The 20,773-nt window shown below is 67.8% G+C and carries 20 protein-coding genes; 11 read left to right on the top strand and 9 right to left on the bottom strand.

The window, feature by feature from the left end:
• The first annotated feature begins 101 nt into the window (after positions 1 to 101).
• The 5 genes from folP (at position 102) to AC5Y46_RS00490 (ending at position 3,200) form a co-directional block, all read left to right on the top strand.
• Positions 102 to 926, top strand: a complete 825-nt coding sequence (gene folP / locus AC5Y46_RS00470) for a dihydropteroate synthase (RefSeq protein WP_499989969.1) — start codon at positions 102 to 104, stop codon at positions 924 to 926.
• Positions 923 to 1,876, top strand: coding sequence for a glucosyl-3-phosphoglycerate synthase (locus tag AC5Y46_RS00475; protein ID WP_499989768.1), 954 nt, complete (start codon positions 923 to 925; stop codon positions 1,874 to 1,876). The genes folP and AC5Y46_RS00475 overlap by 4 nt, the downstream gene beginning before the upstream one ends.
• Positions 1,877 to 1,914: 38 nt before the next feature.
• Entirely contained in the window at positions 1,915 to 2,277 is a 363-nt protein-coding gene (locus AC5Y46_RS00480; RefSeq protein WP_499989769.1) for a DivIVA domain-containing protein, read from the top strand.
• Positions 2,274 to 2,855: a DNA-3-methyladenine glycosylase I gene (locus AC5Y46_RS00485; RefSeq protein WP_499941237.1), complete on the top strand. Its 582-nt coding sequence runs from the start codon at positions 2,274 to 2,276 to the stop codon at positions 2,853 to 2,855. The genes AC5Y46_RS00480 and AC5Y46_RS00485 overlap by 4 nt, the downstream gene beginning before the upstream one ends.
• A 177-nt stretch (positions 2,856 to 3,032) precedes the next feature.
• Positions 3,033 to 3,200 (top strand): DUF3117 domain-containing protein, encoded by a 168-nt coding sequence (locus tag AC5Y46_RS00490; protein ID WP_003406247.1) that lies wholly within the window; start codon positions 3,033 to 3,035, stop codon positions 3,198 to 3,200.
• 22 nt (positions 3,201 to 3,222) lie between these two features.
• Here the strand turns inward: AC5Y46_RS00490 and glgA are convergent, their stop codons facing one another.
• The gene (gene glgA / locus AC5Y46_RS00495; protein ID WP_499941235.1) at positions 3,223 to 4,386 is read right to left on the bottom strand and encodes a glycogen synthase; all 1,164 of its coding nucleotides are present in this window, start codon (positions 4,384 to 4,386) and stop codon (positions 3,223 to 3,225) included.
• A 163-nt stretch (positions 4,387 to 4,549) separates the two neighbouring features.
• Between glgA and glgC the strand changes: the two genes are divergently transcribed.
• Complete coding sequence (gene glgC / locus AC5Y46_RS00500) at positions 4,550 to 5,764, top strand: glucose-1-phosphate adenylyltransferase (protein WP_499941233.1); 1,215 nt, start codon at positions 4,550 to 4,552, stop codon at positions 5,762 to 5,764.
• A 95-nt stretch (positions 5,765 to 5,859) separates the two neighbouring features.
• Here glgC and AC5Y46_RS00505 read toward each other — a convergent pair whose 3' ends face one another.
• From AC5Y46_RS00505 to AC5Y46_RS00525, 5 genes are read right to left on the bottom strand one after another with little or no spacing between them, the layout of a single operon-like run.
• On the bottom strand, positions 5,860 to 7,545 hold the full coding sequence (locus AC5Y46_RS00505) for a CocE/NonD family hydrolase (RefSeq protein ID WP_499941231.1): 1,686 nt from the start codon (positions 7,543 to 7,545) through the stop codon (positions 5,860 to 5,862).
• A 19-nt stretch (positions 7,546 to 7,564) separates the two neighbouring features.
• Positions 7,565 to 8,239 carry a methyltransferase family protein gene (locus AC5Y46_RS00510; RefSeq protein WP_499941229.1) on the bottom strand — a complete coding sequence of 225 codons (675 nt, stop codon included), beginning with the start codon at positions 8,237 to 8,239 and terminating at the stop codon, positions 7,565 to 7,567.
• Positions 8,236 to 9,870 (bottom strand): ABC transporter permease, encoded by a 1,635-nt coding sequence (locus AC5Y46_RS00515; protein WP_499989770.1) that lies wholly within the window; start codon positions 9,868 to 9,870, stop codon positions 8,236 to 8,238. The genes AC5Y46_RS00510 and AC5Y46_RS00515 overlap by 4 nt, the downstream gene beginning before the upstream one ends.
• Positions 9,867 to 10,790, bottom strand: coding sequence for an ABC transporter ATP-binding protein (locus AC5Y46_RS00520; RefSeq protein WP_499989771.1), 924 nt, complete (start codon positions 10,788 to 10,790; stop codon positions 9,867 to 9,869). Before AC5Y46_RS00520 ends, AC5Y46_RS00515 begins: the two co-directional genes overlap by 4 nt.
• Entirely contained in the window at positions 10,780 to 11,412 is a 633-nt protein-coding gene (locus AC5Y46_RS00525; RefSeq protein ID WP_499989772.1) for a TetR/AcrR family transcriptional regulator, read from the bottom strand. Before AC5Y46_RS00525 ends, AC5Y46_RS00520 begins: the two co-directional genes overlap by 11 nt.
• A 123-nt stretch (positions 11,413 to 11,535) precedes the next feature.
• On the opposite strand from AC5Y46_RS00525, the gene AC5Y46_RS00530 reads away from it, so the two are divergent.
• Positions 11,536 to 13,296: a PE domain-containing protein gene (locus AC5Y46_RS00530; RefSeq protein WP_499989773.1), complete on the top strand. Its 1,761-nt coding sequence runs from the start codon at positions 11,536 to 11,538 to the stop codon at positions 13,294 to 13,296.
• A 280-nt stretch (positions 13,297 to 13,576) separates the two neighbouring features.
• Here the strand turns inward: AC5Y46_RS00530 and AC5Y46_RS00535 are convergent, their stop codons facing one another.
• Entirely contained in the window at positions 13,577 to 14,242 is a 666-nt protein-coding gene (locus AC5Y46_RS00535) for an O-methyltransferase (protein ID WP_499989774.1), read from the bottom strand.
• 203 nt (positions 14,243 to 14,445) lie between these two features.
• Between AC5Y46_RS00535 and sigE the strand changes: the two genes are divergently transcribed.
• From sigE to tatB, 4 genes are all read left to right on the top strand, one after another.
• Positions 14,446 to 15,222 (top strand): RNA polymerase sigma factor SigE, encoded by a 777-nt coding sequence (gene sigE, locus AC5Y46_RS00540; protein ID WP_499941220.1) that lies wholly within the window; start codon positions 14,446 to 14,448, stop codon positions 15,220 to 15,222.
• 144 nt (positions 15,223 to 15,366) lie between these two features.
• Positions 15,367 to 15,759, top strand: a complete 393-nt coding sequence (rseA, locus tag AC5Y46_RS00545) for an anti-sigma E factor RseA (protein WP_499941218.1) — start codon at positions 15,367 to 15,369, stop codon at positions 15,757 to 15,759.
• Positions 15,760 to 15,898: 139 nt separating this feature from the next.
• Positions 15,899 to 17,413 (top strand): serine protease HtrA, encoded by a 1,515-nt coding sequence (htrA, locus tag AC5Y46_RS00550; protein ID WP_499989775.1) that lies wholly within the window; start codon positions 15,899 to 15,901, stop codon positions 17,411 to 17,413.
• Between the two features lie 163 nt (positions 17,414 to 17,576).
• On the top strand, positions 17,577 to 17,963 hold the full coding sequence (gene tatB, locus AC5Y46_RS00555; RefSeq protein ID WP_499941212.1) for a Sec-independent protein translocase protein TatB: 387 nt from the start codon (positions 17,577 to 17,579) through the stop codon (positions 17,961 to 17,963).
• Between the two features lie 78 nt (positions 17,964 to 18,041).
• On the opposite strand, the gene AC5Y46_RS00560 is transcribed toward tatB, so the two are convergent.
• Complete coding sequence (locus AC5Y46_RS00560; protein WP_499941210.1) at positions 18,042 to 19,193, bottom strand: Mrp/NBP35 family ATP-binding protein; 1,152 nt, start codon at positions 19,191 to 19,193, stop codon at positions 18,042 to 18,044.
• A 43-nt stretch (positions 19,194 to 19,236) separates the two neighbouring features.
• Positions 19,237 to 20,739: a lytic transglycosylase domain-containing protein gene (locus AC5Y46_RS00565; protein WP_499941208.1), complete on the bottom strand. Its 1,503-nt coding sequence runs from the start codon at positions 20,737 to 20,739 to the stop codon at positions 19,237 to 19,239.
• Positions 20,740 to 20,773: the final 34 nt, after the last annotated feature.

Here is a 20,773-nt window from a genome sequence, read left to right on the forward strand (position 1 = left end):
CGCCCAATGCCGAAAGCACGCCGGTGACCACGACCAGGCACCATAGAGTCGTGCCGGCAACCTTCTGCGGCCGCCCGGTCGCGGCGGATCGCGCGCTGATCATGGCGATCATCAACCGCACCCCGGACTCGTTCTTCGACCGCGGCGCGACGTTCAGCGATGAAGCCGCTCAAGACGCCGTGCACCGCGCGATCGCCGACGGCGCCGACGTCATCGACGTCGGTGGGGTCAAAGCCGGGCCCGGCGAAACCGTCGACCCCGACACCGAGATCGCCCGGCTGGTGCCGTTCGTCGAGTGGCTGCGCACCGCCTACCCCGACCAGCTGATCAGCGTCGACACCTGGCGCTCCGAGGTCGCAGAACTCGCCTGCGCGGCCGGGGCGGACATCATCAACGACACCTGGGCAGGCGTGGATCCACGCCTCCAACTGGTCGCTGCCGAGTTCAACGCGGGCCTGGTGTGCTCGCACACCGGCGGTGCGGCGCCCAGGACACGGCCATTCCGGGTGAGTTACGGTACGACTACCCGCGGCGTGGTGGACGACGTGATTCGCCAGGTCACGACCGCCGCCGAGCGGGCAGTTGCGGTCGGAGTGGCCCGCGACCGGGTACTGATCGACCCCACCCACGATTTCGGCAAGAACACCTTCCACGGGCTGATCCTGCTGCGGCACGTGGCCGAACTCGTCGGTACCGGGTGGCCCGTGCTCATGGCGTTGAGCAACAAGGACTTCGTCGGGGAGACTCTGGGTGTGGACGTGACCGAACGGCTCGAGGGGACACTGGCGGCTACCGCGCTCGCGGCGGCCGCCGGAGCCCGCATGTTCCGGGTCCACCAGGTCGCGGCCACCCGCCGGGTGCTGGAGATGGTCGCCTCGATCCAGGGCACCCGCCCGCCGGCGCGCACCGTGAGAGGACTGGGATGACGGCCTCGGAGCTGGATCTCGCCGCTGACGGCGTGCTCGCGGCGCGACCCGGGGACACCTGGTTCGCCGACCGCAGCTGGAATCGTCCGCGCTGGACGATCGGCGAGCTCGTCGCCGCCAAGGCCGGGCGCACGATCTCGGTGGTGCTGCCGGCCTTGAACGAGGAAGAGACCATCGGATCGGTCATCGACAGCATCTCCCCGCTGGTAGACGGGCTGGTCGACGAGCTGATCGTGCTGGATTCGGGCTCGACCGACGACACCGAGATCCGGGCCATCGCGGCCGGCGCCCGCGTCGTCAGCCGTGAGCAGGCCGTGCCCGAACTGCCGGCCCGGCCCGGCAAGGGCGAGGCGTTGTGGCGTTCGCTGGCCGCCACCAGCGGCGACATCGTCGTCTTCATCGATTCCGACCTGCTCAACCCGCATCCCATGTTCGTGCCATACCTGGTCGGCCCGCTGCTGACCGGCGACGGCATCCACCTGGTCAAAGGTTTCTACCGGCGGCCGCTGAGCGACGGCAACGCCACCGGGGGCGGCCGGGTCACCGAACTCGTGGCCCGCCCGCTGCTGGCCGCGCTGCGACCTGAACTGGGGTGCGTGCTGCAGCCGCTGGGCGGGGAGTACGCAGCCAGCCGGGAGCTGCTGACGTCGCTGCCGTTCGCGCCGGGCTACGGCGTGGAGATCGGTCTGCTGGTCGACACCTTCGACCGGCTGGGACTGGATGCGATCGCGCAGGTCAACCTGGGTGTCCGGGCGCACCGCAACCGGCCGCTGGAGGAGCTGGGCGCGATGAGTCGCCAGGTGATCGCCACGCTGTTGTCCCGGTGCGGGGTCCCCGATTCCGGGGTCGGCCTGACGCAGTTCTCGCCGGCCGGTGACGGTTACACCCAGCACACCTGGCCGGTGTCGTTGGCCGACCGTCCACCCATGGATGTGCTCCGGCCGCGCTAGAAACCGACGTGTCAGTGCCGTAGGGCAAGATCGATCCCGTGGCGTTGGTGTTGCTGTACCTGGTGGTGTTGATCCTGGTCGCGGTCGTCCTGTTCGGCGCGGCGAGCCTGTTGTTCGGTCGCGGTGAGCCGCTGCCGCCGCCGCCGCGGGCGACGACGGCGACGGTGCTGCCCGCCTACGGTGTCACCGCCGCTGACGTCGAGGCGGTGAAGTTCACCCAGGTCATGCGCGGGTACAAGACCAGCGAAGTGGACTGGGTGCTGGACCGGCTGGGCCGGGAGCTCGAGATACTGCGCGCACAGGTGGCTGCCCTGCAATCGTCCGGTACGGAGGTCCAGTCCGGCGGCTCGGAGCCGTCCGACGTCGAACCCGTCGTGTCCGAGCGTTCCGGTCCGACATGAGCGAGGACGGTCGCGTCCGCTGCGGCTGGGCCGAGGTGCGCCCCGGACCTGACGCGCAGCTCTACCGCGACTACCACGACTACGAATGGGGTCAGAAACTCACCGACGGGACGGCGCTGTTCGAGCGGATGAGTCTGGAAGCGTTCCAGAGCGGTCTGTCCTGGCTGATCATCCTGCGCAAACGCGACGATTTCCGGCGCGCCTTCGCTGGGTTCGACGTCGAGAAGATCTCCAGCTTCACCGACGTCGACGTGCAACGGCTGCTGGCCGACACGTCCATCGTGCGCAACCGGGCCAAAATCGAGGCGACGATCGCCAACGCACGTGCCGCCGTCGAGCTGGGGTCCCCGCAGGACCTGTCCGATCTGCTCTGGTCGTTCGCGCCGCCTGCGCGGCCTCGCCTTGCCGACCTGTCTGAAATCCCTTCGGTGAGCGTGGAATCAAAGGCGATGGCGCGCGAGCTGAAGCGACGCGGTTTCCGCTTCGTCGGTCCCACCACCGCGTACTCACTGATGCAGGCGACCGGAATGGTCGACGATCACATCCGTACGTGCTGGGTGCAGCCGGCTACGGTTTGACGACCTCAGTTGGCATCAGGAGTGGGTCTTTGTGCACCTGGTCACCCGGATAGGGAACAATAGACTGGTGATTTGGCAGTTCAATGTCGGGTATGGCTGGAAATCCACTGGCGGGGCATGCTCGGCGCCGACCAGGTCCGCGGGTGCGGGCCAGATCGAATCTGGAGGGAGCACTCGATGGCGGCGATGAAGCCCCGGACCGGCGACGGTCCACTAGAAGCAACCAAGGAGGGGCGCGGCATCGTAATGCGGGTACCACTTGAAGGTGGGGGCCGACTGGTGGTCGAACTCACTCCGGACGAAGCCGCCGCCCTGGGCGACGAGCTCAAAGGCGTCACCAGCTGAGGCCGGCGCGCCTCAGCCTGCCCTACTCACACACCTTGCGGTAGATGTCCAGCGTCTGCTCGGCGATGTGTGTCCAGGAGAATTCTTCGATACAGCGCTGACGTCCCGCGCGGCCGTATTGTTCGGCCTTCGCCGGGTCAGCGATCAGGGCATTGACCGCCTCGGCCAACCGCGCCTCGAAGGCCTCGGGATACTCGGCGTCGTAGTGCACCAACGAACCGGTGACGCCGTCGGCGACCACCTCGGGGATCCCGCCGACGTCGGAAGCCACGACCGCCGTCGCGCAGGCCATTGCCTCCAAGTTCACGATGCCCAACGGCTCGTACACTGACGGGCACACGAAAACCGTTGCCGCTGAGAGTATTTCACGCAGCTTGGTCTTGTGCAGCATGTCGCGTATCCAGAACACCCCGGTGCGGTTGCGTTCGAGTCTGGCCACCGCGGAGCGCACCTCTTCGGCGATCTGCGGAGTATCAGGAGCTCCGGCGCACAACACCAGCTGCACGTCCGGGCTGAATTGGTGCGCCGCCGCGACCAGATGCGACACACCCTTCTGCCGGGTGATCCGCCCGACGAACGCCACGATCGGCCGGTTCACGTCGACGCCGTGTTCTTCCAGCACCGACCCGGTGCGCACCGGTCCGGCGGGATGCCAGACCTCGGTGTCGATGCCGTTGCGGATCACGTGCACCAGATTCGGATCCAACGTGGGGTAGACGCGCAGAATGTCGTCACGCATCCCGGTGCTGACGGCGATGACGGCGTCGGCGGCCAGGACGGCGGTGTTCTCCACCCAGGTCGAAACCTGATAGCCGCCGCCGAGCTGCTCGGCTTTCCACGGCCGCATCGGCTCCAGGGAATGGGCGGTCAGCACGTGCGGGACGTCGTAGAGCAGCTTGGCCAAATGCCCGGCCAGGCCGGTGTACCAGGTGTGCGAGTGCACGACGGTGGCCGCGTTGGCGGCGTTGGCCATCACCAGGTCCGACGACAAGGTCGACAAGGCCGCATTGGCGCTGCGCAGCCGCGGGTCGGGCTGGTGGGCGACGGCGGTGGGGCGCGGCGCGCCTTGGCAATGCACGTCGACCGCACACAGTCGGCGCAGTTGTGCGACCAGTTCGGTGACGTGTACACCGGCACCGCCGTAGACCTCCGGAGGATATTCCCGAGTCATCATTGCCACCCGCATACCCGCACGCTAGTTCGGCGACCGGACAGCCCGCCTGGCGGGTGTCGGGCTGTCGAGAAGCTCGCCAACCCGGCCGAATATCCTTGACCCACCGGTCCTCACGCTTCTCGGGCGAAGCGGGGATCGGTGGCAGGGGTCCACAGGTGCCGATAGGTTGAAGCGCATGAGGGAATCGCCACAAGTGCTGGGCATTGTGCTGGCCGGTGGTGAGGGCAAGCGGCTCTATCCCCTGACCGCCGACCGCGCCAAACCCGCGGTTCCCTTCGGCGGCGGATACCGGCTGATCGACTTCGTGCTGTCCAACCTCGTCAACGCGCGCTACCTGAGGATCTGTGTTCTCACCCAATACAAGTCGCACTCGCTGGACCGCCATATCTCGCAGAACTGGCGGTTGTCCGGTTTGGCCGGCGAGTACATCACCCCGGTCCCGGCCCAGCAGCGCCTCGGTCCGCGCTGGTACACCGGTTCGGCCGACGCGATCTATCAGTCACTGAACCTGATCTACGACGAAGATCCCGACTACATCGTGGTTTTCGGCGCCGACCACGTGTACCGGATGGATCCCGAGCAGATGGTGCGCTTCCACGTCGACAGTGGTGCCGGCGCGACCGTAGCCGGCATCCGGGTGCCGCGAGCCGAAGCGAGCGCGTTCGGCTGCATCGACGCCGACGAATCGGGCCGAATCCGCAACTTCGTCGAGAAGCCGATGGACCCGCCCGGCACCCCCGACGACCCCGACGCCACCTTCGTGTCGATGGGCAACTACATCTTCACCACCAAGGTGCTGATCGATGCGATCCGCGCCGACGCCGACGACGACCACTCCGACCATGACATGGGTGGCGACATCATTCCGCGGTTGGTGGCCGACGGGATGGCCGCGGTTTACGACTTCGCCGACAACGACGTGCCGGGCGCCACCGACCGCGACCGCGGCTACTGGCGTGATGTCGGGACGCTCGATGCGTTCTACGACGCGCACATGGACCTGGTGTCGGTGCATCCGGTGTTCAACCTGTACAACCGGCGCTGGCCGATCCTGGGCGCCACGGAAAATCTGGCCCCGGCCAAGTTCGTCAACGGCGGCTCGGCCCAGGAGTCCGTGGTGGGCGCGGGCAGCATCATTTCGGCGGCCTCGGTGCGCAACTCGGTGTTGTCGTCCAACGTCGTGGTCGACGACGGCGCGATCGTCGAGGGCAGCGTGATCATGCCGGGTGCGCGGGTCGGCCGTGGCGCGGTGGTGCGCCACGCAATCCTGGACAAGAACGTGGTCGTCGGCCCCGGTGAGATGGTCGGGGTGGACCTGGAGAAGGACCGGGAACGGTTTGCGATCAGTGCCGGCGGCGTGGTGGCCGTCGGCAAGGGCACTTGGATCTGACGAAACCCGCCGGCGACCTGGGGCACCTCCCGCCGCGAGCAGACGCAGAATCGCATGAAAGTGCACCCGAACGTGCGATTCTGCGTCTGCTCGCGCTACGAGGGGACTTCCGGGACCAGCAGGTGCGCGTCGTAGCGCGGACCCCAGCGCAGCGTCACCAGGCCGCGCGGCGGGTCCGGGTAGGCCGCCGGGAACTGGCCCGTCAACGGATTGCGCGGGGACAGCCAGCGTCCGGCCACCACCAACCGCAGTTGCTCGCCGGCGCGGAACAGCGTGGCCGACGGTCCCAGCGCCACGTCCACCGAAACCACTTCGCCAGGAGGCACCGGCTGCACCCGGTCGCACGCCGGGACCGGCTGCCAAGGACGGGACAGCTCGGGATCCAAGGCGCGCAACGAGACCCGTTGCCATCCGGTGGCCACCCGGTCGCGGCCGTAGCCGTAGGACCCTTCGAAGCCGACGTAGCATCCGTCGCGCCACTTCTCAACTCCGACAAATAAATTCGCGTCGTCGCAACCGTCCAGCTGGACCCAGAGCCGGGCCGCCATCGGTCCGGCCAGCTCGATGTCCTGCTCCACGGTCCAGCTGAATGATGCTGCGCGAGAATGCGTTTCAAACGTGATGCTGCCGGCCTTCCGGGGCGGCTCAGTCACCAGGAGCCCGGCACCGGCGAGATACATCGGGCGCCATTCGGTGCGGGCCAGTGGCCACTCGTGCTCTTCGCGCACCGCGGCCACCGTGTCGCGGTCCTCGCGCACCTCGAGGCGGACGCTGCGGGATGCGGGCGCGCCGTTCAGCACGTCGCGAAAGAACGCCAGTTGCTCGGCCAACGCGTCGTCGGAGTAGAACGTCTCCCATTTGCCGCCGCGATGGGTGTAGAGGCGGGCGTGAGCGGACCCTCCGTGGATGAACGCCCGCATGGAGCCGCGGCTGTGCAGATTGTTGTCCGAGAAGCTGCCGCAGACCAGCATGGGGACCTTGATCTCCGACAAATCCGGTGCCACCGAACGCCAGAACTCGTCGCGCAGCGGGTGCTGGGTTTGCATCTGTTCCAGGTCGTAGCTCTGCCGGGTGCGGCGTCGCAGGCCGCGGGCCCACATGCGGGTGAACCCCGATTCCCGGATGCCGCCCGGGAACGTCAGGTCGCGGTAGGCGTCGGTCAAGCCTTCCCACGGACAGATCGCACGCAGTGCCGGTGGCTGCAACGCGGCCACCGCGAACTGGGTGATGGCCAGGTAGGAGACACCGAGCATGACCACCCGGCCGTCGCTCCACGGTTGCTCGGCCAACCACTGCACGACGTCGTAGGTGTCCTCGGCTTCCTGGCGTGACAGCAGATTTCCGGTGCCCTCGGACTGACCGCAGCCGCGGCAGTCGGCATTGACCACGACGAAGCCGTGCCCGGTCCACCACACCGGATCCGGAGCCTCCCAACCCGTCAGGGCGGAGAAACGCACCGGCTTGGGTTGGCGCAGGACGCGGTATTGAGCCGAGAACGTCCACCGCTTGCGCCGCCGGGTCGGCAGATCGTCCTTGCCGTACGGATGGATGCTGAGGATGACGGGCCGCGCAGTACCGTCTTCCTCACGAAAGACGTTGAGCCGCAAGAGCGTCCCGTCGCGGGTCGGCACTTCGACATCGCGCTCGACGACGAGGTGCGGGGGAGGGTCGGTGACCGTGAGCGGCGGTCTGACGAGACCGCGAACGCGCTGCACGGCGTAACGGAATGCGCCCGGACGACGCCACGGCCGGTCCAGAGTCGGTGCACAGTTGCGGGCCACGCCCGTTACCCTAGGCGCGCTACCAGACGCGTGGCACCAGCCGATAACGGACTCGCCGGGTGTAGTCGCGGTATCCCGGTAGTTCGTCTTCGAGTGCGCGTTCTTCGTCGAGGATGCGCAGCACGAGGACAGCCGTGCTGGGCACGACCAGCAGCAACCCCCAGTAGGAGCCCAGCGCCAGCGGGATACCGGCCATCAGGATCACGTCCCCGACGTACATCGGGTGCCGCACGATGCCGTACAGGCCGGTGGACACCACCGGTTGGGCTGCCTCCACCGTGACGGTCGCCGCCGCGTAGCTGTTCTGCACCACCGCCAGCATGGCCAGGCCCAATCCGGTTGCGACCAGTACATCGCCGGTCAAAGCGAGCGCCGTCGGCATCGACGACCAGTCGAAGCGGTGGTCCAGGGCGCTGACCACCACCATCCCCGCCAGCGCGGCGAACGCCGCGACGATGACGAACTTCTGCAGGGTTCTGGTTTCGGCCCTCGGTCCGGCACGCATACGTCGCTGCAGGGCATCGGGGTGGGTGCGGGCCAGGTAGATGGTGGGGGCCAGCGTCGCGACGGTGAACACCGCCAGGAAAAGCCATGCCTGCCAATAATTCAACGTGCCCGCCGGGACGAACAGCATGGCACCCAAGAGGATCAGGCCGAAGCCAGACGACAGCGCGATCCGCAGGCCGGTCTTCACGACCGCACATCCCGTCGCCGAAAGGCCAAGACGCCCAACGCAATCAATGCAGCGTCGATGCCCAGCAACCACAACAACGGCACCACGGTGAAATCCCCGCCGCCGACGCGTGGCGTGTGCCCGAACGGCTCCAGGTCGAGCAGCCACTGCGAGAACCCCGACAACGACCCGAGCAGGTACAGCGCGATGAACCCGACCAGCACGCCCCACGCGGCGGAGGTGAATCGCGGTGCCAGCCCGAACAATCCGAGGGTGATCGCCGACAGCAACCACACCGCCGGCACCTGTACGGCCGCCGTCCCGACGACCGCGGGCAACGTGCCGCCGACGTCACCGGCGGCCAAACCGTAGGCCAGTCCCGCGGCCAGGCCGGACAGCAGGATCGCGAATGCCGATCCGCCCAGTGCCAACACCAGATGGCTGGCCAGCAACCGGGTCCGGGACACCGCACCGGCCAGCAGTGTCTCGGCGCGCTGACTGGCCTCCTCATGGTGTAACCGCAGGGACAGCGAGACGGCGAATGCCGCCGCGACCATGCCCAGCATGGTGAATCCGACGCCGAGGAAGGCCTGCTCGAGTGCGCTGGTACCGCCCATCCGCACGACGATCTCGCGCGCACCCGCGCCGCCACCCAGCTCGTCACCGATACCGTGCGTCACACTGCCGATCAGCAACCCGTACAGCGCCAGCCCCACCGTCCACACCACGACGGAGCCGCGGTCGAGTCGCCACGCCAGACCGAAGACATTGCTCAGTGTGTTCCCCGCGACGCCGGGGCCGGGACGTTCGGCGACGAGGCCGGCGCCGACGTCGCGGCCGGCCAGCAACCGGTACGCCACGGCGGTCAGCACCGTGGCCGTCACCAGGTGCAGCAGCAGCACCCACCAGTGATCGCCCGCATAGGGACGCACCTGCAACGACCACCCCAGCGGCGAAAACCACGACAGCCCAGCCCAACCCGCGTCCCCGACGGCCCGCAGTGTGAATGCGGTGCCGAGGACTGCAAAGGCGCAACCGCGGGCAACCCGGGCGCTCGGTGAGAGTTGCGCAGCGACTGCGGCAACCGCGGTGAAGACCAGCCCGGAGCCGGCGAGTGCGGCACAGAAGGCCACGGACCCGCCCGCAGGGACGTCGGTGGTGAGCAGTGCGGCCGCCCCGACAAATCCGGTGGCCAGTGAGGCGCCGAAGGACAACAACAGGGCGGCGGTCAAGGCGGCGTAACGGGCCACGGCGGTCGAATCGAGCAGTTCGGCCCGGCCGGTTTCCTCGTCGGCGCGGGTGTGACGGATCACGGTGAGAATGACGGCCACCGCGATCAGCACGTGGAACACTCCGGCTTTCCAGAGGCCGACCGCGCCGAGGCTGTCGTTGTAGATCTGGCCGTAGAGGGCGCGCTGGGCCGGGCTCGCCATGATCGATGCCGCGAGGTCGGCCCGGTCGGCCACCGTCGGATAGATCTTCTCGATGCTGCCGATGTACACGCTGGCCAACGGAACTGACAGCAGCAACACCCACAGCGGCAACACAATCCGGTCGCGGCGCAAGTAGAGCCGCAGCAATTGCAGTGTGCCGGTGAAGTTCGAACTGCGTTGCGGCGCAAGGGCGAAATTCTGCAGTACGGCGGTGCTCATTGCGCCGGCACCTCCGTCCGGGCACCGTTGCTGCTGTAATGGCGCAGGAACAGTTCTTCCAGCGAGGGCGGCTGACTGACCAGGCTGCGTACTCCGGCGGCACCGAGCACCCGGATCAGTTCGCCCAGGCTTTCGCTGTCGACCTGCGCACGCAGCGTGTTGCCTTCGATGCTGACGTCCTCGACGCCCTTGATCCGGGTGACATCGCCTGGGTCGCCGATCATCTCGGCTTTGATAGAGGTCCGGCTCAGGTGCCGCATCGATTCCAGCGATCCGCTTTCCACGGTTCTGCCGGCTTGGATGATGGTCACCCGCTCGCACAGCGCCTCGGTCTCGGCCAGGATGTGACTGGACAGCAGCACCGTCGCGCCGCGATCGCGCGCTTCGGCGACGCACTGCTGAAAGACGTTCTCCATCAACGGGTCCAGCCCGGTGGTGGGTTCGTCCAGCAGCAGCAGCCTGGCCCGTGACGAGAACGCCGAGATCAAGGAGACCTTCTGGCGATTGCCTTTGGAGTAGGTCCGCACCTTCTTGTGCGGATCGAATTCGAAGCGCTCGATCAATTCCGCGCGCATCTTTTGGTCGATGCCACCGCGCATCCGGGCCAGCAGGTCGATGGTCTCGCCTCCGGTCAGTGTCGGCCAGAGCGTGACATCGCCTGGCACATAGGCGATCTGACGGTGCAGTTCGACAGCGTCGACCCACGGGTCGCCGCCGAGCAGTCGGACAGTGCCGCCGTCGGCCTTGACTACCCCCAACAGGACGCGGATGGTAGTCGACTTGCCGGCGCCGTTGGGGCCGAGGAAACCGTGCACTTCGCCTTCCTCGACCCGTAGGTCGAGTCCGTCGAGTGCGCGCACGGACCCGAATCTCTTTGTCAGACCGGAGACATCGATGGGCGCCCGGTAATCAGTGGTCATTGGACCCTCCTTGATTTTCGAGGAATGCGTCGTACATGGTGCGATCGGTGAGCAGTCCCTCGGAATAGAGCTCGAGGGCGGGCAACACCATGTCGCGGGCGTAGTCGCGCAACACCGCGCGTACATCCGTCGGCGTCTCGTGCATCTGCAGATAGAGCAGGAACCCACCGCCGCCGATGATGCCCAGATACCTTGCGCGCGCGTGCGGGTCCCGACTCGGCTTGATGGTGCCGGCCCGGACACCCTCCTGCAGGTAGTCCTCGACGTTGTCAATCATTCGCTGCCACAACATGTTCGCGAGCTCACCCCCGGACTGCATACTGCGGACCAGGTATGCCATCAGTGGGGCATAGGACTCGATCTCGGCCATCGCCCCGAGCCAGGAGGCGGGGTCGTTGGACTGGATGACCTCGGATTTGTCGCTGCGGATCTGTTCGGTGACGTATTCGTCGCAGGCCTTGCGCAGACCTTCCTTGGAGCCGAAGTGATGGATGACCAGAGCCGCGCTGACCCCGGCCGCGTCGGCGATGGCGCGCAGGCCGACCCCGAAACCGTGTTCACCGAACTGGGTGATCGCCGCGTCGCGGATCCGCGCGGTTGCGGTCAAGTCGGCTGAACGCATGTTCAGTACACTAAACGTGTGTTCAGCGCCGTGTCAAGGGTGCCGTTCTTCGCGAATCCGCCGTGCGCCTCGGTCATGGATGCCAAGATGACCGCATCGAATACCGCAACGAGGAGTAGCGAAATGTCATTTGTGGTGGCGGCACTGGACATCTTCGAGACGGCGACGGCCGATGCCGCGCAAATCGGGACGGCGGTAGGGGCCGGAAATCTGTCCGCGCTCGCCCCGACGACCAACGTGGCCGCGGCGGCGGCCGATGAAGTGTCCGCTGCAGTGGCGGCGCTGTTCGGCACGCATGCCAACGAATACCAAGCGGCGGCCGCCCAGGCGGCGGCTTATCACGGCGAGTTCGTCCGCAACTTGGGTGCGGCGGCCGCGTCCTACGGCGCTACCGAGGCGGCCATCTTGCGCGAGCTGGAGAGTGTGCTGCTGGGCGGCGGTGCGGCCGCGGCGCCCTTGGCGGCGCTGAACGAGGTCGTTTCCGGTGGGTTTCAGGCAATTGTCTACCGTCCGATTCACACGGCCGGTCAAGCATGGATCGCCAGCCCGTTGGGCCAGGCGGTGGACCCGATCATCAATGCGCCCACCCAGCTGTTGTTCGGACGCGACCTGATCGGCAACGGCGCAGCCGGAACGGCGACGTCACCGACCGGCGGCGCCGGCGGATTGCTGTTCGGTGACGGCGGCGCCGGCTACAGCCCGACCGGCGGTGCGTTGCCCCTTGCCGGCGGGACCGGTGGAGCTGCCGGGCTGATCGGCAACGGCGGCATCGGCGGTACCGGCTGGGCCGGCGGTGCGGGCGGGACTGGTGGCGTCGGCGGATGGTTGATGGGCAATGGCGGCCCCGGTGGCGCCGGCGGTGCACATCCCATAACCGGCGGTGCCGGCGGTGCTGGTGGCCAGGCACTCCTGTTCGGCGACGGCGGATACGGCGGCGTCGGCGGGGCCGGTGCCACGGTCGGAGCCACCGGCGCCCGCGGCTACGGCGGCCTGTTCGTCGGTCACGGCGGGCCCACCTATATCCCCGGTACTGGCGAGATCGTCACCATCGAGTTCGTCCGGCACGGGCAAACAATCAGCAACGTGACAAACCTGCTGGATACAGCGATTCCAGGCCCCCCGCTCACCGCGTTGGGCCAGCAACAGGCTGCCGATATCGCCGCCGTGCTCAACGGTCAGGGCACCTTTGCAGGGATCTTCGAATCACAGCTGCTCCGGACCCAGCAGACCGCCGCGGCGCTGACGGCCTACGTGGGACAACCGGCCGCGGTCGAGCTAGCCGGGCTCAACGAGATCGGTGCCGGTCTCCTTGAGGACATGGGGCCGATTCCCGCGGGACTGCTCTACTTGGCCGGCCCGTTGGTGTGGACCCTCGGATTCCCTGCCTTCCCGATGCTGGCCCCGCTGTCCACTACCCCCACCGGGTTGAACTTTGCCGCCGGCTTCAACAGCGCGGTGCAGACCATGTACAACACCGCACTGGCAGCCCCGGGAAACACCGTCGTCGCCTACTCCAGCGCACTCACCATCGAGGCAGGCACGATGATGATGGTCGACAACCCCAACCCGTTGTTACTGCTCACACATTCGTTACCGAACACCGGCGTCGTAGTGATCCAGGGCAGTCCACAAACCGGCTGGACGATGCTGAGCTACGACGGGGTGCCGCTCGGGCCGGCGAACTTGCCGACCCAGCTGTTCGTCGACGTGCGCAACTTCATCACCGCGCCGCAATACGCGGGTTACGACATCGGGACGGCATTGTTCAGCGGCGACCCGGCCACCATCGTCAACGCGGTCCGCGACGGGGTCCGCGAGGTAACCACGGCCACCGTGCACTTCCCGTTCGCGATCGCCGAGACCCTGCTCGGGGCGGTGGCCTAGCGGCAGAGGCGTTCGGATGGACCTGGGCTTCCGCGCGACACCTGGTGTAGCCAGTGTGAAGTCTGGGCCTTGACTGTGCAGCCTGGGCTTTGCGCGGGAAGTCTGGGCGGGATTTCGGCCGAATTTCCCGCCGTGGGCTCACCCCGAAAGCCGTCGCTTCACAACCAAAGCCAAGGATTCACACCGAAGTCGTGAAACAACCAAAACGCCTTACCGTGCCGCGCATTAACCCCGCTACGGGTCTGAAATCAGAGTCAGACGCAGTTACCGTTTCCGGCGCTCAGTCGCGGACCGCGGCCAGCAGTCCGTCGCCCAGCGGTATCAAGGCCGGGGTGAGCCGTTCGTCCTCGGCGATCAACCGCGCCGCCTCGCGAACCGCGACCACTTCGGCGTCGCGCGCCTCGGGGTCACCGGCGCGACCGCCGAGTGCCGCCCGGTGCACGACGATCACCCCGCCCGACCGCAGCAACCGCACACCTTGCACTACGTATTCGGGCTGGTCGATCGGATCGCCGTCAATGAACACCAGGTCATAGGAGTCGTCGGCGAGCCGGGTCAGCACTTCCTGGGCCCGTCCGCTGATCAGCCTGGTGCGCGACGGCCCGACCTGAGCCTCGGCGAACGCCTGCTTGGCCTGCCGCACATATTCGGGCTCGATGTCGATGGTGGTCAGCACGCCGTCGTCGCCCATTCCCGACAACAACCACAGCCCGCTCACGCCCACCCCGGTGCCGACCTCGGCGACCGCCTTGCCGCCGCTGAGTTTGGCCAGCAGGCTGAGCAGCGCACCTACCGCGGGAGTGACCGCGCCGGCGCCGCTGTCGGCGGCCCGCTCCCGCGCGCCGACCAGAATCGCATCCTCAGAAATCGACTTCTCGGCGTGCGCCATCAGCAACTCGGCCCGGCCGGGGGTGGCGGCACCGCCGGCGTCGTCGGAACTGGACATGTCCGCAGAGTATGCCGAACCGTCGGCGCGGTAAGGCAGGCGCGCCCGGCGCGTGCGGCGCGGACACGCCCGGGAGCCGCCGCGCGAGGAACATCACTGCGACATCCATAAGTGCTGGAAAACGCTGGTAACGGTATGGTTTCTCAGCCAAAGCTCAGATTGCTCATACCTCGCCCACACTCGGATAGGCGACGGTGATCGGTATGCAACGCGGAGCACTGTGCGGTGAGAACGACGGGAATACCGGATCGCAGATTCGTGTTTCGGCGAGTGAAGAATGGCCAATCCTGCAAGCCAGGCAAAACCAAGAGGAAGTGAACACCACCACCTTGAGCACGATCACCATGTCTCACCCCCAGCAGGTCAGTTACGACGACTGGGCCGAGCCGTCCGACGCGCTGCTCGGCACAGCGGTTTTCGACGCGACCGGGGACAAGGCGGCCATGCCGTCGTGGGACGAGTTAGTGCGCCAGCACGCCGACCGGGTGTACCGACTGGCCTACCGGCTCACCGGCAATCAGCACGACGCCGAGGACCTGACTCAGGAGACGTTCATCAGGGTCTTCCGGTCCGTCCAGAACTATCAACCCGGCACGTTCGAAGGCTGGCTGCACCGCATCACCACCAACCTGTTCCTGGACATGGTCCGGCGCCGCGCCCGCATCCGGATGGAAGCGTTGCCCGAGGACTACGACCGAGTGCCCGCCGACGAGCCGAACCCCGAGCAGATCTACCACGACTCCCGGCTGGGGCCGGACCTGCAGGCGGCGCTGGACTCGCTGCCGCCCGAGTTCCGTGCCGCAGTGGTGCTGTGCGACATCGAGGGTCTGTCCTACGAGGAGATCGGCGCCACGTTGGGCGTCAAGCTCGGCACGGTGCGCAGCCGGATCCACCGGGGACGTCAGGCTCTGCGCGACTACCTGGCCGCCCACCCCGGACATGGGTTGCACGCCGACGACCGCACGGCGAAGGCCAGCTGAGTTTCCGACGGTAGGCCGTGCCGTCGCACGGTTGCCGAATGACGGGAAATACTGGGGTTTTAAGGGCTGAACATGGTTATCGAGCACCGCCTCGCGCTACATTCGAGATACGGATGGCTGGAAAAGGCGCGAAGGGATCTTCTGATGACCGACCGGGGGCATGTGTTTCGGCGCGCGTTCTCCTGGCTGCCCGCTCAGTTCGCTTCCCAGAGTGACGCCCCGATCGGCGCGCCGCGTCGGTTCGGGTCCACCGAGCATCTGTCCATCGAGGCCATCGCGGCGTTCGTCGACGGCGAGTTGCGGATGAACGCGCACCTGCGTGCCGCGCATCACCTGTCGCTGTGCCCGGAGTGTGCGGCCGAAGTCGAGGATCACAGCCGCGCGCGCGCCGCGCTGCGTGACTCCCACCCGATCCGCACCCCCAGTTCGCTGCTCGGGTTGCTGTCGGAGATCCCGCACAGCCCGCGGGAAGACGCGCCCCAATTCCCTGAAGCCTTCGCCGACCGCGATGTTCGTGATCAGCGGAAGCGCCGCTAGCTTGACCTTTGCTTGCCTGCGCCGGTATCGGCTCGTTGCTGGCTGTGCCGGTTCATGCCGACGGGCCGTGGTCCGTGGATACTAGGGTGGACGCGGAGATGCCCGTGTCGGGCGCCGCAATGGATCTGGAAGAGGAACCGTGACCTCCGACGAAGGCAACAGCAAGGGGCAGGACACCGAACGGCTTGCGCCGCGCCCCATTTACCGGCCACCGGTCGACCCGTCCTCCCGTCAAACGTTCGCCCGCCCGACCGGACTGCAAGGATCTTTCGTCGCCGATCGGGTGCGTCCGCAGAAGTACCGGGAACAGTCGGAGTTTCGGCCGCACGATCGACCGGCCGACCCGGTGTTGGCTGATGCGTTCGGTCGGCCCTACGGTGCCACCGAAACCCTGCAGCGTCATCCCATCGACGCCGCCGCGATGGCCGCGGAGAAGAACGGCGACCAGGCCGACGAGCCCGACGATCCGTGGCGTGACCCTGGCGCCGCCGCAGCGCTGGGCACTCCCGCACTGCCCCCGGTCGTCAGCCACGCCGAGTTGCGGCACAGCGGCAAACTCGGCGTTCGCGACGTGCTGTTCGGTGGCAAGGTGTCCTATCTGGCGCTGGCGATATTGCTACTCGTCGCGCTGGTGATCGGCGCGCTCGGCGGGGTGATCGGTCGCAAGACCGCCGAGGTGGTCGAGGCATTCACCACCTCGAAGGTGACGTTGTCGACCGCAGGCAACACCGAAGAACCGGCCGGGCGGTTCACCAAGGTGGCGGCCGCCGTCGCGGACTCCGTGGTGACTATCGAGGCGAAAAGCGACCAGGAGGGGATGCAGGGTTCCGGCGTCGTCATCGACGGCCGTGGCTACATCGTCACCAACAACCACGTCATCTCTGAGGCCGCCAACAACCCCAGCCAGTTCAAGATGACCGTGGTCTTCAACGACGGCAAGGAAGTTCCCGCCAGCCTGGTTGGCCGCGACCCCAAGACCGACCTGGCCGTGCTGAAGGTCGACAACGTCAACAACCTGAGCGTGGCCCGGCTCGGCGACTCCAACAAGGTGCGGGTCGGCGACGAGGTGATCGCGGCCGGCGCCCCGCTCGGACTGCGCAGTACCGTCACCCACGGCATCGTCAGCGCGCTGCACCGCCCGGTGCCGCTGTCGGGCGAGGGTTCCGACACCGACACCGTCCTGGACGCCATCCAGACCGACGCCTCGATCAACCACGGCAACTCCGGCGGTCCGCTCATCGACATGGACTCCCAGGTGATCGGCATCAACAGCGCGGGTAAGTCGTTGTCCGACAGCGCAAGTGGACTCGGCTTCGCCATCCCGGTCAACGAGATGAAACTGGTGGCCGAGACGCTGATCCGGGACGGCAAGATCGTGCACCCGACGTTGGGCATCAGCACCCGTTCGGTGAGCAACGCGATCGCCTCGGGTGCACAGGTGGCCAACGTGAAGGCCGGCGGCCCCGCGCAGAAGGGCGGGATCCTGGAGAACGACGTGATCGTCAAGATCGGCGGGCGTAAGGTCGCCGACTCCGACGAGGCCGTCGTGGCGGTGCGGCAGCTGACCATCGGCCAGGACGCGCAGATCGAGGTGGTCCGCGAGGGTCGTCCGGTCACCCTGACCGTCAAGCCAGACCCCGACACGAGCTCGTGATGATCGCAAGCGCGGCGCAGCCGGGCGCTGCGGGTCATCACCATCCGACCGTGATGATCGCAAGCGCGGCGCAGCCGGGCGCTGCGGGTCATCACCATCCGACCACCGTGATGATCGCAAGCGCGGCGCAGCCGGGCGCTGCGGGTCATCACCTTCTAATCTGATGTTCGCCAACATCGGCTGGGGGGAGATGCTGGTCCTCGTGGTGGTCGGGCTGGTCGTACTCGGACCCGAGCGCCTGCCCGGCGCCATCCGCTGGACCACTGGCGCCCTGCGGCAGGCCCGCGACTATCTGAGCGGCATGACCAATCAGCTGCGCGAGGACATCGGGCCCGAATTCGACGACCTGCGTGGGCAACTCGGGGAGCTGCAGAAGTTGCGGGGTATGACGCCGCGGGCCGCGCTGACCAAGCACCTGCTCGACGGCGACGATTCGATATTCACCGGCAACTTCGACAAGCCGGTCAGCACGCCGGAACCGGCACCCGCGCCGGAGGCACCCGCATCGCCGAAACCCGAACACACCCCGTTCGACACCGACGCCACCTAGCCAACCCGCTGAGCAGACGGAAAAGCGCCCTATTTCCGCAGGAAATGGGCGCTTTTGCGTCTGCTCGCGCGGGGACAGTCAGCGACGAGTCGGGTCCAGTCCCAACGACATTCCGGCCAACCCCCGCCGACGCGAGGACAGACTGTCGGCGATGCGGCCCAGTTCCTTGCCCACCGCGGAGTCTGGCGCATCGAGCACCGCGGGCACACCGGCATCCCCGGCGGCGACCAGAGCGGGATCCAGCGGGATCTGACCCAGCAGCGGCACGTCTGCCCCCACCGCACGCGAGAGCCGCTCGGCCACCTGCCGGCCACCGCCCTCACCGAAGACGTGCAGCGTGCTGCCGTCCGGCAGCGTCAGTCCGGACATGTTCTCCACCACGCCGACGATCCGCTGACGGGTTTGTATCGCGATGCTGCCGGCCCGTTCGGCGACCTCGGCGGCGGCCGCCTGCGGCGTGGTCACCACCAGGATCTCGGCGTTCGGCAGCAACTGGGCCAACGAGATCGCGACGTCACCGGTACCCGGCGGCAGGTCGAGCAGCAGCACATCCAGGTCACCCCAGTACACGTCGGCCAGAAATTGCTGCAGTGCCCGGTGCAGCATCGGCCCGCGCCACACCACCGGCGTGTTGTCCTGGGTGAACTGCGCGATCGAGATGACCTTCACCTCGTGGGCGATGGGCGGCAGAATCATCGACTCCACCTGGGTGGGCCGGTCCGTGGTGCCCATCATGCGGGGAATGGAGTGGCCGTGGATGTCGGCGTCGAGCACGCCGACGGACAGACCACGGGCGGCCATCGCCGCGGCCAGGTTGACCGTGACGGTGGATTTGCCGACGCCGCCCTTGCCGGACGCGACGGCGTATACCCGGGTCAGCGAGCTGGGCTGGGCGAACGGGATGACCGGTTCGGCGGCGTCGCCGCGTAACTGCTTGCGCAGCTCGGTGCGCTGCTCATCGTTCATCACGTCCAGGCTGACCCGTACCGCGCCGGTGCCCGGGACGTCGGCGACGGCCTGGGTCACCCGCTCGCTGATCTCCGACTTCTTCGGGCAGCTGGCTGTGGTCAAAAGGATCGTGACGTGCACACTGCGGTCGGGCTCGACGTCGATGCTCTTGACCATGCCGAGCTCGGTGATCGGGCGCCGCAGTTCGGGGTCGATCACCTTGCCCAGGGCGGCACGGATCGCGGCGGTCAGATCAGCGGTGTCATCTCGGGTTTCGGACATCACCGCCGAGTGTAGGCGGCGCGCAGCACCTGCTATCGAACGGTCAGCTGACCGGTGCGAGTGCCGGCTCACCCGGGGCCGGCGGGCTGGGCTGCTGCGGACCTGCCGGCTTGGGTGACGGGGTGCCGTTGGCGGGCCTCGGCGCCGCGTTGGCCGGAGCCGGGGCAGCCGGGCCTGCGGGCGCGGGTGCGGCGGGCGCCGGTGCCGCGGGCGCCGGTGCGGCGGGGGCAGGAGCGGCCGGTGGCGGGGCAGCAGGGGCAGGAGGCGCCGCCGGAGCGAACGGCAGTGCCGGCGCGGCCGTCGGCGGGGCGAACGGGTCCTGGAACGGCGGAGCCGCCGGGGGAGCCGCCGGGGCAAGCACGATGCCGCCGTTGGGTATCGGCGCCATGCCGGGCTGGACACCCTCGGGTGTCTGGGAGTTGATGCAGATCAGCGTGCATCCCGGCGTGGCCGCCGGTACGGGTGCCGGCTGCTGAGCGGGCGGCAACCACGGCCATATCGGTGCCTGCGGCTGCTGGTACAGGTTGGCGTACTGCGGGATGACCTGCGGCTGCCCGAAATCGATCAGCGGCATGTGCTGGCCCAGCGGGTCGTTTACGCCCAGGCCGGTGACGTTGAGCGGCAGGTTCGGCCCGAGGCCTTCCGGGTGCTCGAGGTGCGCATCGCCGATCGGTGGTGGCGGTCCGGTGATCGGCGGCAGGTCGACCGGGACCACACCGGTGGCGTACGCGGCGGCCCAGCCCAGCACGTTCTGGGCGTAGGACATCGAGTTGTTGTAGCGCAGGATCGCGGACATCACCTGCGACGGGTCGCGTAGGTTGAGTCCGCCGCTGCACAGGTAGCGGGCGGCGGCCAGCGTCGCATCGAACAGGTTCTGCGGGTCGGGCACGCCGTCGCCGTCGCCGTCGACGGCGTAGCGCGCCCAGGTGCCGGGCAGGAACTGCATCGGCCCCATGGCCCGGGCGTACTGCACCCGGTTGCCCTGGTTGCTCTGGACGATGACCTCGTTGCCGGGCAGCGTGCCGTCCAGCGCCGGCCCGTAGATGGGGTTCGTCGCGGTGCCGCGGGCGTCGGTGGCGCCGCCGTTCGCATGCATGGACTCGATGCGCCCGATGCCCGCGAGCAGGTTCCAGCTGACCCCGCAGCCCGGGACCGCGCCGGCCATCTTCTGCTCGGCGTTGCGGTAGGCCGACAGCGCCATGATCGGAATACCAAGCGTGCCAGGCGAATTGACGACCGTCGGCGGAGGCGGGGCGGAGATCGTGGCGGCGGCGACGTGGAAGCTGGTCGGCACCCGTTGCACCGAGATGACCGTCGGACCGGACAGGTCGACGTGCGGTGCCGGGCCTACCGCCGCAACTGGCGCGATTGCCGCGCGGGTCGGCATCTTGCCGTGGCCGGAGGGCGCGGCGCCGCTGACCGCGCCGGCGAAAATCAACGGGGAGATCATCACCACGCCGAACACCGGCGTCCTGGTAACGCGAACAACCCCCTGCCGCACCTTCGCGACGGCTGGGCCAACTCCCCAGCGTCCCCCTACGCGCACCTCGACCGTCCTCAAATTCTGTGAGCCGCCGGGA

It is taken from the genome of Mycobacterium sp. NGS59 (assembly GCF_059812345.1).